10 protein-coding genes are annotated in these 14,042 nt (G+C 73.0%); 5 read left to right on the top strand and 5 right to left on the bottom strand.

Annotation, left to right across the window (positions count from 1 at the left end):
• Window positions 1–229 precede the first annotated feature (229 nt).
• Window positions 230–2,356 carry a DEAD/DEAH box helicase gene (locus ACIPJY_RS08095; RefSeq protein WP_400462706.1) on the top strand — a complete coding sequence of 709 codons (2,127 nt, stop codon included), beginning with the start codon at window positions 230–232 and terminating at the stop codon, window positions 2,354–2,356.
• Between the two features lie 242 nt (window positions 2,357–2,598).
• On the opposite strand, the gene ACIPJY_RS08090 is transcribed toward ACIPJY_RS08095, so the two are convergent.
• Window positions 2,599–2,871, bottom strand: a complete 273-nt coding sequence (locus ACIPJY_RS08090) for a mycoredoxin (protein ID WP_123653932.1) — start codon at window positions 2,869–2,871, stop codon at window positions 2,599–2,601.
• 59 nt (window positions 2,872–2,930) lie between these two features.
• Here ACIPJY_RS08090 and ACIPJY_RS08085 point away from each other — a divergent pair, with 59 nt between their 5' ends.
• On the top strand, window positions 2,931–4,460 hold the full coding sequence (locus ACIPJY_RS08085; protein WP_400462703.1) for a CYTH domain-containing protein: 1,530 nt from the start codon (window positions 2,931–2,933) through the stop codon (window positions 4,458–4,460).
• 37 nt (window positions 4,461–4,497) lie between these two features.
• Here the strand turns inward: ACIPJY_RS08085 and ACIPJY_RS08080 are convergent, their stop codons facing one another.
• Entirely contained in the window at window positions 4,498–6,669 is a 2,172-nt protein-coding gene (locus ACIPJY_RS08080) for a S9 family peptidase (RefSeq protein ID WP_400462701.1), read from the bottom strand.
• Window positions 6,670–6,678: 9 nt separating this feature from the next.
• Entirely contained in the window at window positions 6,679–7,881 is a 1,203-nt protein-coding gene (locus tag ACIPJY_RS08075; protein ID WP_400462698.1) for a Fic family protein, read from the bottom strand.
• A 107-nt stretch (window positions 7,882–7,988) separates the two neighbouring features.
• Here ACIPJY_RS08075 and ACIPJY_RS08070 point away from each other — a divergent pair, with 107 nt between their 5' ends.
• Window positions 7,989–9,188: an amidohydrolase gene (locus ACIPJY_RS08070; protein ID WP_400462696.1), complete on the top strand. Its 1,200-nt coding sequence runs from the start codon at window positions 7,989–7,991 to the stop codon at window positions 9,186–9,188.
• A gap of 9 nt (window positions 9,189–9,197) precedes the next feature.
• On the opposite strand, the gene ACIPJY_RS08065 is transcribed toward ACIPJY_RS08070, so the two are convergent.
• Window positions 9,198–10,088, bottom strand: coding sequence for an aminodeoxychorismate lyase (locus ACIPJY_RS08065; protein WP_400462693.1), 891 nt, complete (start codon window positions 10,086–10,088; stop codon window positions 9,198–9,200).
• 28 nt (window positions 10,089–10,116) lie between these two features.
• Window positions 10,117–10,467 carry a tryptophan synthase subunit alpha gene (locus ACIPJY_RS08060; RefSeq protein ID WP_400462690.1) on the bottom strand — a complete coding sequence of 117 codons (351 nt, stop codon included), beginning with the start codon at window positions 10,465–10,467 and terminating at the stop codon, window positions 10,117–10,119.
• A gap of 64 nt (window positions 10,468–10,531) precedes the next feature.
• On the opposite strand from ACIPJY_RS08060, the gene ACIPJY_RS08055 reads away from it, so the two are divergent.
• Window positions 10,532–11,071: an 8-oxo-dGTP diphosphatase gene (locus ACIPJY_RS08055; protein ID WP_400462688.1), complete on the top strand. Its 540-nt coding sequence runs from the start codon at window positions 10,532–10,534 to the stop codon at window positions 11,069–11,071.
• A 170-nt stretch (window positions 11,072–11,241) separates the two neighbouring features.
• Complete coding sequence (locus ACIPJY_RS08050; RefSeq protein ID WP_400462685.1) at window positions 11,242–14,001, top strand: alpha/beta fold hydrolase; 2,760 nt, start codon at window positions 11,242–11,244, stop codon at window positions 13,999–14,001.
• Window positions 14,002–14,042: the final 41 nt, after the last annotated feature.

Here is a 14,042-nt window from a genome sequence, read left to right as displayed (position 1 = left end):
ATCGTCCCGAGCATCGCGTGCGTGCGACGGCGCCGGATCCTCCGCGCAGACCGCGGCATCGGCCACGGACACCACCCTGGTGTCCTCGATGCGAACGGTCGCACACCACGTGGTGGGGATCGGCGGGCCACGGTGGCCCGTCACCGGCGAACGGTGCGACGGACGCACCGACGAGACTTCCGTCCACCCGGGCGGCTCGCCCCGGTCGCGGGGTGGAAGAGGAGGAGCCTTGGCTCGATCAGGCACGCGGCGTGCAGCCGGTGGGACGCGGACCGCGTCACGCCGGACCCGGCCGCTCGACAACGACGGTGTCATCCCGGTGCTCGCCCGCGCCGTGCGCGAGGTCGAGGCGGCCGCGCAACGCGGACCGCTGAAGGCGACGAACCGCACGAAGTTCCAGGCGGTCGCCCTGCTCATGCGCGAGGAGCGCGCCCGGGTGAAGGCCGACACCGACCTCACCGACGCGCAGCGCGCCGAGCAGATGAAGCGTCTCGACGGCGTCGCGCAGATCCTCGCGAAGACGGCGGCGCGGGACACCAGCGTGATCCAGCTGCTCGCCGAGGAAGCGTCCGTCTCGGAGGCGACGCGCACGGTCAAGCGGGACATGATGATCGCCGGCGGCGTGGAGATGCAGCCGCAGGACCTCGTGATCGCCGCCGAACCCGCACCGGTCGCGGCGACCCAGGAGCGCGCCGTCGTCCCGCAGGCGGTCGTCCAGCGCCAGCTCGCGAACCCGTTCCTGCCGCCGGACTTCGCCCTCGCGGACCAGCCCGTCGCGCACCCGCGACGCCTGGCGAACTGGGAGCTCTTCGGCCCGCTGTTCAAGTCGTTCGAGTACGGCGCCGGTGGCGGTGCGGCGACGATGCCGCTGCCCGACCCGTCGACGCTGACGACGCTGTCCGGCACCAACCTCATGCAGCACCAGGCGGAGCTCGTCGCCGCGGCGGCACAGGGGCACCGCACGTTCCTGCTCGCCGACGAACCGGGACTCGGCAAGACGGCGCAGTCGCTCCTCGCCGCCGAGGCCGCCGGCGCGTACCCGCTGCTCGTCGTGGTCCCGAACGTCGTCAAGACGAACTGGGCCCGCGAAGCCGAGCGCTGGGTGCCGAACCGCCGCGCGACGGTCATCCACGGTGACGGGGACGACCTCGACGGCTTCGCGGACATCGTGGTCGTGAACTACGAGATCCTCGACCGGCACTTCGGCTGGCTCGGCGCCTTCGGGTTCAAGGGCATGGTCGTCGACGAGGCGCACTTCATCAAGAACAAGGACTCGCAGCGCTCGAAGTTCGTGCTGCAGCTCGCCGAGAAGATCCGTGCCCGGTCCTCGTCGCCGCTCCTCATGGCGCTGACCGGGACCCCGCTGATCAACTCCGTCGAGGACTTCCGCACCATCTGGGAGTACCTCGGCTGGATCGACGACAAGAAGCCCCGCGCGAAGCTCATGAACGAGCTCGAGGACATCGGACTCACCCCGGCCGACCAGGGCTTCTTCGTCGAGGCCCGGCGTGCCGTCATCGACATGGGCATCGTCCGGCGCCGCAAGGTCGACGTCGCGGCGGACATCCCGGCCCGTCGCATCGCCGACATCCCGGTGGAGCTCGACGGCGAAGAGGGCCGCTCGATCCGCGACGCCGAGCGCGAGCTCACCGCGAAGCTCGTGAAGCGCTACCACCAGGCGCTCGACGCCCGCACCGGGCAGGACCCGGTCGAGGGCATCGACCACCGGCTCGTCCGGCAGGTCGCCCGCTGGGAGCTCGAGGACCAGGACGCCTCGTCGACCGGCGAGAACGTGTTCTCGATGGTCCGCCGGATCGGTCGCGCCAAGGCCCAGCTCGCGGCGGACTACGCGGCGCAGCTCGCCTCGAACGTCGGCAAGGTGGTGTTCTTCGCGAAGCACCTCGACGTGATGGACCAGGCGGAAGAGGTCTTCGCGCGCCGGGGTCTGCGCACCGCGACGGTCCGTGGCGACCAGACGCCCGCGCAGCGCACCGCCGAGATCGACGCGTTCGTGAACGACCCCGACGTCGCCGTCATCGTCTGCTCGCTGACCGCGGCCGGCGTCGGCCTGAACCTGCAGGTGGCGTCCAATGTCGTCCTGGCGGAGCTGTCGTGGACGAGCGCCGAGCAGACGCAGGCGATCGACCGCGTGCACCGCATCGGGCAGGAAGAGCCGGTCACCGCGTGGCGGATCATCGCCGCGCAGACGATCGACACCAAGATCGCGGAGCTCATCGACTCCAAGGCCGGACTCGCCGCGCGGGCGCTCGACGGGTCCGACGAGGAACTCGTCGACTCCGGCGACATCCAGCTCGACGCGATGGCGGCGATGCTGACGGAGGCGCTCGGCGGCTGACGCGTGCTGGCGCGGTGCCGCGCGGTGCCGTTCGGTGCCGCACAACGAAAACCCGCTCGAACCACGGAATTCCGTGGTTCGAGCGGGTTTTCGTTGTGCAGGGCCGGTCGGCACCGGAGGCGCCGGCACCGGAGGCGCCGGCACCGGAGGCGCCGGCACCGGAGGCGCCGGCACCGGAGGCGCCGGCACCGGAGGCGCCGGCACCGGAGGCGCCGGCGCCGGGCGCCGCGCGGCGTCGCCGCTCAGATGCGCGACTGCACCTCGGCCAGGGACGGGTTCGTCGCGGTGCTGCCGTCGGGGAACACCAGCGTCGGCACGGTCTGGTTGCCGCCGTTGACCTCGGCGACGAGTTCGGCCGTACCCGGGGTGGCCTCGATGTCGACCTCGCGGAAGGGCACGCCGGCCTTCGACATCTGGTTCTTCAGGCGCGCGCAGTAGCCGCACCAGGTGGTCGTGAACATCGTGACGGCGCCGGCCTCCGGCACGAACGCGTCGCGGGTGATCGTCTCGCTCATGCGCTCAGGCTAACCCGCGTGGTTCGGAGCTCCCCGCACGGCCTGGTAGACAAGAGCGTGTGACGGACACGCACCTCGAGATCGAGCGCACGTACGACCTGCCCGACGGGGCCGAGCTCCCCGACCTGATCGGCGTCGGAGGGATCCTGCAGCTCGACCACCGGGAACCGTTCGAGCTCGACGCCACCTACTGGGACACCGAGCGGTACGACCTCGTCGCCTCCCGGGTGACCGTGCGTCGCCGCACCGGCGGACCCGACGCCGGCTGGCACATCAAGCGCGCCGAGTCGGACACGGTCCGGCACGAGCAGCACTTCCCGCTCACCGACGACGCCGACACGGTGCCGGTCGACGTCCTCGCCGCACTGTTCACCGAGCGCCGGGGCCGCGGCCTGCGCCCCGTCGTCCGGATCACCACGACCCGCACCGTCACCCGGCTCCTCGACGAGGACGGCGACCAGATCGCCGAGCTCGCCGACGACCGCGTCAGCGCGCAGCGCCTCGACGACGACGCCCCCGCCGACCCGCGCACCTGGCGCGAGGTCGAGGTCGAGACCGTGGAGGGCGTCGACCCGCAGATCGCCCACGAGTTCCTCGCGTCACTGGACGGCCGGTTCCAGGCCGTGGGCGCCGGCCCCGCCGCCGTGGCGTCCAAGCTGGCACGTGGGCTGGCAGGCGCACCGGCACCGCGCCTCCAGACCGTCGACCGACCCGAGAAGGGCACGACCGCGCGGATCCTCACCAAGCGACTCCGCAAGCTGCGCTCCGCGCTGCTCGGCCAGGAGGCCCGGCTGCGGTCCGGCGAGAACGCGGAACTCCGGCAGACTGCCGCGACCACCCTCGAGATCGCCGCGATCCTCGGCGCGTACCGTCCGGCGTTCCCCGCGACCGAGGCCGTCGACCGCGCAGCGGCCGCGGCGGACGACCTGGCGGGCGTGACCGCGCGCGCCGCACTCGCCGAGTACCTGATCGAGCGGCTGCCGCGCGCCTCGACCCCGGCGCAGGACGCGCTCGTCGACGCGATGACCCGTGAGCGGATCCTCGCGGCCACCCGCGAACGGCGGGACCAGGCGGTGCGGGACGTCGTGGCGTCGCTGCACGGTGAGCCGTTCCTGGAGCTGCTCGATGCCCTCGACGACGCGGTCGAGCGTCCCTCGCCGACGGCGTGGGCGCTGCGGTCGCCGAAGAAGGTCGCGCAGGACGTCTCCGCGACGGTGAAGCCGCACGTGCGTGAGCTCGTCCGTGACGCCGTCGCCGATGACACCTCGGACAGCGCCGCCGAGCGCGAGGCCGCTGACCGCGCGGCGACGGAGCTCGCGTGGCAGGGCACGATGCGGGCCCGGCTCGCGATGGACGTGCTCGGCGACGACGCCTTCCCGCACGCACTGTGGAAGCGCATCGGCACCGCGGCGGACGTGCTGACGGAGCGGGTGCGGTCGCTGTACGCGCTCGACGCGCTGCGGACGAACGCCGGGATCGCCGAGCGCGGTGGCGAGGGCACGTTCGGGTACGGGGTGCTGGCGGGGGACCGGGTGCGGCTCGCGGAGGAGTCCTACGACGAGGCGGTGCACGCGCTCAACCGCGTGTGACGGCCCCCGACCCTCGTGCCCCCGCGGCCCCCGCGGCTCAGCCGGCGGCGATCGGCGCTGCCGAGGCCGCCGCGGGGGAGACCTCGGCGAGTCCGAGGGTGTCCAGGATCCAGGCGAGCTCGAACGCCCGCTCCTTCCACGAGGCGTAGCGACCGCTGACCCCGCCGTGGCCCGCCGCCATCTCGGTCTTCAGGAGCACGGGTGCCCCGACCTCGCGCAGCTTCGCCGTCCACTTCGCCGGCTCGACGTACAGCACGCGGGTGTCGTTGATCGACGTCACGGCGAGGATCGCGGGGTACCGGACGTCGTCCCGCACGTTCTCGTACGGCGTGTACTCGCTCATGTACCGGTAGACCTCGGCGTCGTGCAGCGGGTCGCCCCACTCGTCCCACTCGATCACCGTGAGGGGGAGGTCCGGGTCCAGGATGCTCGTCAGCGCGTCGACGAAGGGGACCGCGGCGACGATGCCGGCGAACCGGTCGGGTGCGATGTTCGCGACGGCGCCCATGAGCAGCCCCCCGGCGCTGCCGCCCTCGGCGACGAGCCGGTCGGCGCTCGTGCGCCCGGTGGCGATGAGGTGGTCGGCGACCGCGACGAAGTCCGTGAAGGTGTTCTTCTTCGTGAGGGTCTTGCCGTTCTCGTACCAGTGCCGGCCCATCTCGCCGCCACCGCGCACGTGCGCGACGGCGAACACGACCCCGCGGTCGAGCAGCGACAGGCGCATCACGCTGAACCCCGGGTCGATGGAGTGCTCGTAGGAGCCGTACCCGTACAGGTGCAGGGGTGCGGGAGCGTCGGGATCGACGGCGTCACGGCGCCAGACCAGGGAGACCGGCACCCGGGTGCCGTCCGGGGCGGTCGCCCAGTCGCGTTCCTGCACGTAGTCGGCCGGGTCGTAGCCGCCGAGCACGGGCTGGCGCTTGAGCACCGTGACCTCGCCGGTGGCCAGGTCGAGGTCGCTCACCTCGGACGGGGTGACGAACGACGTGAAGCCGAGGCGGAGCGTGGGCTGCTCCCACTCCGGGTTGCCGCCGAGGCCGGCGGAGAACAGGGCCTCGTCGAAGTGGACCTCGTCGGCGTCGCCGTACCCGTCGCCCTCGATCGGGATGATCGCGACGCGGGGGAGTGCCTCGGCGCGGTACTCGAGCGCCAGGTGCCCGGCGAACGCGTCGACGGACTCGATGCGTCGTTCGGCGTGGTGCGCGACGACGATGCGACGGTCGGTCTCGGAGGTCGGGTCGTCGGCGGGGACGTCCACGAGCTCGAAGTTCTCGGCGCCGTCGTTGTGCAGGACCAGCAGGCGGTCGCTGCCCCCGACGATCGCGTGCTCGATCTCGTACTCGACGCCGTCGCGGCGGGGCCAGACGACCTGGAACTCGCCGGTGGGGTCGGCCGCGTCGAGGATCCAGGCCTCTGAGGTGATCTTCGAGCCGAGCTCGATGACGATGTACTGCGAGGAGCGGGTCACGCCGACACCGACCCAGTAGCGGTCGTCCGGCTCCTCGAACACGACGACGTCGTCCGACGCCGGGGTGCCGACCGTATGGCGCCAGATGCGGTCCGGGCGCCAGGACTCGTCCACCGTCGGGTAGAACACGAACCGGCCGGAGGGGTCGAAGGTGGCGCCCGAGCTGGTGTTCTCGACGACGTCCGCGAGGTCCTTCCCCGTGGTGAGGTCACGGACGTGCAGGGTGTAGCGCTCGTCACCGGCGACGTCGACGCCGTACACCAGGCGGGTGCCGTCGTCGGTGATGTCGTAGGAACCGAGCGAGAAGAAGTCGTGACCGTCGGCGAGGACGTTGCCGTCGAGGACGACCTGTTCGCCGGGGAGGGTCGCGGAGCCCTCGTCGAGGGACGGCGGCGTCCAGTCGTCCGGCCCGCTGATCGGTGCACGGCACTGCACGCCGTACTGGCTGCCCTCGTTCGTGCGGGTGAAGTACCACCAGTCGCCCATCCGCACCGGGACCGAGAGGTCGGTCTCCTGCACACGGCCCTTGACCTCGCCGAAGATCCGCTCGCGCAGGGCGGCCAGGTGCTCGGTCGACGCCTCGGTGTGGGCGTTCTCGGCCTCGAGGTACGCGATGGTGTCCGGGGACTCCTTGTCGCGCAACCACTCGTAGTCGTCGACGAAGTCGATGCCGTGGTGCGTTCGGGTCACCGGACGCTTCTCGGCGGTCGGCGGGGTGGTCGCTCCGTGCTCGCTGCTCACCGGACCAGCCTAGGCCGCAACCGTGTGCGGGTCCTCGTCGGGCGCGGTGGTGTCGAGCACGGCCGCGTGCACGCGCTCGGCGAAGGCGTCGAGCTCGGCGGCGACGGCCGTCACGAGCCACGCACGGTTCCGGCGCCGTGCGGTCACCGGTCGGATCGTGCCGGCACGGACCAGACGGGCGACGAGGTCGTCCGTCGTCACGCCGGACCGCTCGGCGAGCTCGGACGCCCGGTCCTCGGTGAGCACCGGGTCGTCCAGCAGGTCGTCGACACCGGGGGAGTCGGCGTGCTCCGCGAGCAGCAGCGCCGTGACCGAGGCCTCGTCGCAGGCCGTGCCGACCGCGACGGCCAGGTCGGCGACGAAGTCGTGCACGGACCCGAAGCGGTACCGCACCAGGTGGTCGAAGTACCGCGCGCGGTCGGCCACGAGCGCGGCGGCGACCGGCGCCGTGACCGAGGTCGTCAGGCCGCGGCGCCGGAAGACCGCACCGACGAGGGCGCGGCCGATCCGCCCGTTGCCGTCGGTGAAGGGGTGGACGGACTCGAACTGCGCGTGGGCGACGGCGGCCTGCACGATCGGGTGCACGTCGTCGCGAGCGGTGAACGCGAGCAGGTCGGCCATGGCGTCGGGGACGAGCTCGGGTGGCGGTGGGACGTAGGTCGCGAGCCGTGGCGTCCGCCCACCGCCGATCCAGTTCTGCACGGTGCGGTAGCGGCCGGCGTCGCGACCGTCGACGGGGTCGTCCCGCATGAGGGCACGGTGCGCGGCGAGGATCGAGGACTCGGTGACGGCGCCGCCGGCGGCGTCGTCGCTGAGTCGTCGGACCGCTGCCGTGGCGGCGACCATCATGGTGGCGCTGGTGTTCGCACGGATGCCGACGACGGCGCGGGCGTAGTCGACGAGGTCCGCGTGCTCGTCCTCGATCCGGGACGACGCCACGGCCTCGGTGCGGGCGAGGAGCGCGCCGAGCGGGGCGAGCCGGGCACCGTGGTCGTCGTCGAGGGCGCGGAGCGCGTCCGCCGCACGGTCGAGCAGGGCGAGGTCGCCAGGGCGGGGCGTGACGACGAGCTCGGCGATCCGTGGCGGCACCGATGCCGTGACCGATGTCGTCATCCGGTCTGCCCGGGACCCGCGCAGCGCGCTCCGCCACGGACGGTCCGTCGTGTGGTGTCGTGGCACCTCTGCCAGTCGTTCGGGTCTGTTCCGGTCCATGTGCGCCTCCTCGTCGGGGAACCGTACGCACGGACCCGGCCGGGACGCCAACCGTTCGTATTCTGTATTCCGGTGCGGTGTCGGTGGCCATCGATACGGTGGACGGCATGACGAACTCCTTCGCGATCACCGGTGCCCACGTCGTCCCCGTCACCTCCCCGGAGTTCGACGGCGGGGCGGTGGTCGTCGAGGACGGGCGCATCGCCGCGCTCGGGCCGGACGTGGTCCCGCCGCCCGGCCTCCCGGTCGTGGACGCGGCCGGCGCGTGGCTCCTCCCCGGGTTCGTCGAGGCGCACGGGCACGTCGGCATCCACGAGGAAGCGAACGGCCCGGCCGGCAACGACACGAACGAGCTCACCGGCCCGAACCAGGCGGCGGTCCGCGCGATCGACGCCGTCGACATCGACGACGAGGGCTTCCGGGACGCCCTGTCCGGCGGCATCACGGCGATCGTCGTGAAGCCGGGGTCCGGCAACCCGATCGGCGGCCAGTCCGTCGCGATCAAGACCTGGGGCGGCCGGACGATCGACGAGCAGCTCATCTCCGACTCGGTCAGCGTGAAGAGCGCCCTCGGCGAGAACCCGAAGCGGGTCTACGGCGACAAGGGCCAGACCCCCTCGACCCGACTCGGCGTCGCGAAGGTCATCCGAGAAGCCTTCCTCGCCGCCGACCACTACCGTGCGGCCCGCGCCGCCGCGCAGGAGGCCGGCGAGCCGTTCGAGCGGGACCTCACGAAGGAGACCCTCGCGCGGGTGCTCGACGGCGAACTCGCCTGGGACCAGCACACCCACCGGCACGACGACATCGCGACCGCGATCCGCCTGTCCGAGGAGTTCGGCTACCGACTCGTCGTGAACCACGGCACCGAGGCGCACAAGATCGCCGACGTGCTGGCCGAGAAGGACATCCCGGTGATCTACGGCCCGCTGTTCACGAGCCGGTCGAAGGTCGAACTCCGGGACCGCGGGATCCCGCACCTCGCGGCGCTCGCCGCAGCCGGCGTGCGGGTGGCCATCACGACCGACGCACCCGTCGTGCCGATCGCCATGCTCGTCACGCAGGCGACCATGGCCGTGCGGGACGGCCTGCCCCGCCAGACCGCGCTCGAGGCGCTCACCACCAACCCGGCGACGTTCCTCGGCTTCGGGGACCGCGTCGGACGGCTCGAGGCCGGGTACGACGCCGACCTGGTGCTCTGGTCCGGCGACCCCCTCGACGCCACGAGCCGCGCGACGCGGGTGTGGATCGACGGCCGTCAGGTCTTCGCCTGGACGGACGGCGCCGGCGTCACCACCCCGCGCTGGTAGCGGCCGCCGTCAGGACTCGCGCGCCAGCAGGAACTCGTTGACGCGGGCCGTCAGGTCGGCGTCGACGGGGACCTCGGAGCCGTTCAGGAGCCGGATCGGCGCCGCCTGCCGCACGCTCGACACGAGCCACAGGGCGTCCGCTGCACGGAGGTCGTCGAGCGTGACGAGCTCGTACGCGGTCTCGATGCCCTCGTCCGCGGCGAACCGGAAGACGTCCGCCTGCGTCGTCCCCGCGAGGATCCCGATGTCGGTCCGTGGCGTCACGAGCCGGCCGCCGACCGACAGGACCAGGTTCGCCCTGGTGCCCTCGAGCACGTAGCCGTCGGTCGAGACGAACAGTGCGTCCTCGGCACCGCGGCGGGCCGCCTCGCGCAGCGCGGCCATGTTCACCGCGTAGGACAGCGTCTTCGCGCCCTGCAGCAGCCACGGCGAAGTCCGCTCGACGTCGTGCCGGTACCCGCGGTCGAGCGTGACCACGGAGATGCCCTGCGTCCGCGCGGCGGTGGAGTCGCCCGAGGCGGCCGCGTACACCCAGCCCGTCGGACGGTCGGACCCCTCGACCCCGCGGGTGAGCACGGTCTTCGCGAAGGCCTCGTGCACGGGGTCGAGCTCGGCGCACACGGCCTCGATCGCGCGGCGCCAGGCGTCGAGGTCCGGGAGCGGCAGGTCGAGCATCCCGGCCGACCGCACGAAGCGGTCCAGGTGCGCCTGGAGGGCCTGCGGTCGGCCGTCGACCACCGTGATCGTCTCGAAGACCCCGTCGCCCCGGACGACACCGAGGTCCTGGACCTGCAGGTGTTCCTCGAGCGGGGCGGCGAACGTGAAGGCGTCGGCCGACGGGTCGTGCGGCGCAGCGTCGCGGGAGGGCTGGTTGAGGACGGCGAGCACGGTTTCGGTCATGTCCTCATCCAACCGCACCTGCCCCGGCTCAGTCCTGCTTCGGCAGGGCACCCATCAGTTTCCAGACCGCCTCGGTGAGCTCCGGGTGCTGGAGCGCGATGCGGCGCAGGCGGTGGTACTCCTCGCCGAGTTGCGTGCCGTGCCCGGATGCCGGGTGCATCGACCACTGGGCGCTGCGCTGGCCGATCGCGGCGTCGAGTTCGAGTGCCTCGGCGCGGAGGATGAGCACGACCTGCTCGTCGACGGTCGGCAGCATCGGCATGAAGTCCCACGGGTCGTCGCCCTGCCGGGACCGGTGCTCGACGATCATCGAGATCTCTTCGGCGGCCTCTGCGCGCAGCACTTCGAGGCTGCGCCCGAATCGACGGTGCTCAGCCATGGTGCCCCCGCAGCACGCCTGCCATGGAACGAGCGTACGCCAGATGATCGGCCACACTGGACACGTGAGCGAGCGCGACGAGACGAAGAACCAGCACCCCCGTGTCGTCGTCGTGTACCTGCTGCGCGACGGAGCCACCGGCCCGGAGGTCCTGCTCGGCGAGAAGCGGCGGGGCCTCGGCGCGGGGCGTCTGGTCGGCCCGGGCGGCAAGCGGGAGCCGGGGGAGACGGCCGTCGAGACGGCCGTGCGCGAGGTCGCCGAAGAGGTCGGCCTGCGGCTCGACCCGACCGACCTGGAGGCCAGGGGCACGTTGGACTACCGGTTCCCGTACCGCCCGTCCTGGTCCCAGGTCTCCGACGTCTTCGTCTGCCGGCGCTGGTCCGGGACGCCGGTCGCGAGCGACGAGCTCGACCCGCGGTGGATCCCGGTCGACGCGGTGCCCTACGCGGCGATGTGGGACGACGCGAAGTACTGGCTGCCCGCGGTGCTCGACGGCGGCACCGTGGACGCCCGGTTCTCGTTCGCCGACGACGACACGACCGTCGCGGGCTTCACCGGGCTGGGCGTCGACGCCCCGTCGCCGCCGACCGCGCACACTCCGTAGCGCCGGGTCACGGCCGCCGCGGCGACGTCGTGCGGGTCGCCGTGGGCCCCCTGCGGGTTGTCGCAGGGTTCGCGCGGGTTCCCGCAGGCACCCCGGACCGCATGCCGACCCGCAGAGCACCCGAGTTACCGTCGGGGGACCGCCAAAGTCCAGCATGGTAAGGGGACCACGTGCTCACCTCGACCGATTCCACCCCCGTCGTCGCGACGCCGCGACCGTCGGCGCGCGCGGACCACGCCGGGGCTCCGGTCCCGCACTCGTCCCTGCTCGCCGGGCTCGCCGAGGTCGCTTCGCGCACGCCGGACGCACTCGCGGTCGCCGACGAGCACACCGAGATGACCCACCGGGAGTTCGACCGTGTCACCCGGGCGCTGGGGACGCTCCTGCACGAGCGGCTGACGCCGGACGACCACAGCGGCCGCGGGGTGGGTGCCGAACAGCGTGGTGCCTCGGTGCCGGTCGGCGTGATGGTGTCGCACGGGGTCGGCTCGGTGGTCGCACTGCTCGGACTCGTGCACGCCGGGCGGATCATCGTCGCCCTCGACCCGTTCCTGCCGGAGGCCCGGCTGCACCACGTGATGTCGCTCGCCGGCATCGTGGACGTGATCGCCGACGAGTCGCACACCGCGCAGGCCGCAGCCCTCGTGGCGGAGCCGGGGACGGTCCTCCCGTTCGGATCCCTGCTGGCGGATGCCCGCGCGCTCGCCGCGACCGACGCTGCGATCCCGGCGGTGCCCGGAGCCGCGGAACGCGGCGGGCGCGACGCACTCGACATCATCTTCACCTCGGGCTCCACCGGTGCCCCGAAGGGCGTCGTGACGACGCACCGGCAGGCGCTCGCCGACACCGTGGCAGAGCGCGAGCTGTTCCGACTGGTGCCGGAGGACCGGATCGCCTCCGTGCTCCCGCACGGGTTCGCGGCCGGGTTCATGCTCGTCCTCTCCACGCTCCTGACCGGTGCCTCCCTGCACGTCGTCGACCCGCGCCGCACCGGGATCGACCGACTCCTCGCCTGGGTGCACGACGCCCGGCTGACGACGCTGCACACCACTCCGCACCTGGTCCGCTCCGTGGTCGCCGCGCTCGACCCCACCGACACCCGTCTGCACGGGCTGCGGATGGTCGCCACGGTCGGCGAGGCCATCACCGGCGCCGACATCGCCGCGCTGCGACCGCTGCTCGGGCCGACCGCGTCCTTCTTCAACTGGACGGGGTCGAGCGAGACGAACGTCTACGCCGTCAACGAGATCGCCGCGGGGGACCCGATCCCGGAGCGGAACATCCCCTCCGGTCGCATCGTCGCCGGCAAGCGCGTCGTGCTGCGGCGGCCCGACGGGACCGTCGCCGACGTCGGCGAGACCGGCGAGATCGTCTGCGTCTCGGATGCCCTGACGAGCGGCTACTGGGGTGCGCCGGAGGTCACCGCGGCGCGCGCCGGGATCTCCGAGGACGGCGTCCCCACGTGGTCGGTGGGCGACCTCGGCCGCTTCGACGAGGAGGGCCGGCTGACGCTCCTCGGCCGGGCCGACGACGCCGTCAAGGTGCGCGGGTACCTGGTCGAGCCGAGCGAGGTGGAGGCTGCCCTCCGGACCGTCGACGCCGTCCAGGAAGCGGCCGTCATCGCCGTCAAGGCCCCGCCGGCGCCCACCCGCCTCGTCGCGTACTTCGTGACGCGGCCCGGGCGTCGTGCGCCGTCGCCGGCGGCCATCCGCAAGGCGCTGCGCGACCTGCTGCCGGACTACATGGTGCCGACCGCGATCGTGCCGATGGCGGTGCTGCCCCGCAACGAGCGCGGCAAGGTGGACCGTGCGGCGCTCCCGGAGGCGCCGTCGCTCGCGATGACCATCGGCGCCGACGGCGGTGCCGGCATCGACGAGGACACCTACGACCAGTGGGAGCTCGCCGTCGCCCAGATCTGGTCCGAGGTGCTCGGGCTCCCCGCGGTCGGCCCGCTCGGCCTGCCCGGGGTCGGGCTGGACAACGACTTCGCGGCGCTCGGCGGCGACTCGCTCTCGGCGGAGGAGATGCTCGCCGCCGTGCACGACCGGCTCGGTGTCGACCTGCCGTCCTCGGCGCTCCTCGAGGACCCCACCGTGCGCACCTTCGCCGCACGCACCCGCCGTGGTGCCGCCGCGGTGCCGACCCACCCCGACGTGGTGACGCTCTCGGACGGCGCGGACAGCACCGAGGAGGCGCTGTTCTGCGTCGCCGGAGCCGGTGCGCTCGCGCTGACCTACGTGCCGCTGACCCGACGGCTCGGTGACCGTGCCGTCTACGCGTTCCAGCAGCACGGGCTCGAGCGCCGGGCCGTCCCGGACTGGAGCATCGACGCGATGGCCCGTCGCTACGTCGAGCTCATGCGCGTCGTGCAGCCCCGCGGGCCGTACACGCTGGTCGGGCACTCCTTCGGCGGCCTGGTCGCGATCGAGATGGCCGCGATCCTGGCCGCCGCCGGTCAGGAGGTCCGCCGCGTCGTCCTGCTCGACACCTACCTGCCGGAGCAGTCCGCCGAGCAGGCCGACCGCGTCGAGTTCGGCGAGCTGGACCTCGGGACCCCGACGCGCCGGGCGTTCCCCGGTGTCGCCAGGGTCCTGGCGGACCGGACCGCGGCGTTCCGGGAGCGGGCCGTCACACCGGTCGCACAGCTCGGGCGGCACGCTCGGGCCTACGGCGCGGGGATGTTCAGCTGGAAGGGGCAGCGCCAGTTCCGGGCGTTCTTCGACCACGCGCTCGTCGTGTCCCGCCGACACCGCCCCACCGTGTACGCGGGGGACGTCACGCTGGTCATCGCGGACGGCAACGAGACCGGGGCGGCACGGTGGGCTCCGTTCCTGACCGGAGCCGTCGACGAGGTCCGGGTGCACTCCGAGCACAGCTCGGTGCTCCGCGAGCCCCACGTCGCCGACGTGGCTGCCGCGCTCGCGCGCTGAGCGCGCGGCGCGGCGCGCCGCGGCGCGCCGCGCGCGGCTCC

Source organism: Curtobacterium sp. NPDC090223, assembly GCF_044746585.1.
GTDB lineage: Bacteria > Actinomycetota > Actinomycetes > Actinomycetales > Microbacteriaceae > Curtobacterium.
The sequence above is the reverse complement of the archived record's forward strand: the minus strand, read 5'-3'. Positions and strand labels throughout refer to the sequence as shown.

What these genes read in the sequence shown, in the direction of transcription:
- ACIPJY_RS08090 (WP_123653932.1), bottom strand. Translation starts at nt 2,871, where the DNA reads ATGAGCGAGACGATCACCCGCGACGCGTTCGTGCCGGAGGCCGGCGCC.
- ACIPJY_RS08075 (WP_400462698.1), bottom strand. Translation starts at nt 7,881, where the DNA reads ATGGACCGGAACAGACCCGAACGACTGGCAGAGGTGCCACGACACCAC.
- ACIPJY_RS08070 (WP_400462696.1), top strand. Translation starts at nt 7,989, where the DNA reads ATGACGAACTCCTTCGCGATCACCGGTGCCCACGTCGTCCCCGTCACC.
- ACIPJY_RS08065 (WP_400462693.1), bottom strand. Translation starts at nt 10,088, where the DNA reads ATGACCGAAACCGTGCTCGCCGTCCTCAACCAGCCCTCCCGCGACGCT.
- ACIPJY_RS08060 (WP_400462690.1), bottom strand. Translation starts at nt 10,467, where the DNA reads ATGGCTGAGCACCGTCGATTCGGGCGCAGCCTCGAAGTGCTGCGCGCA.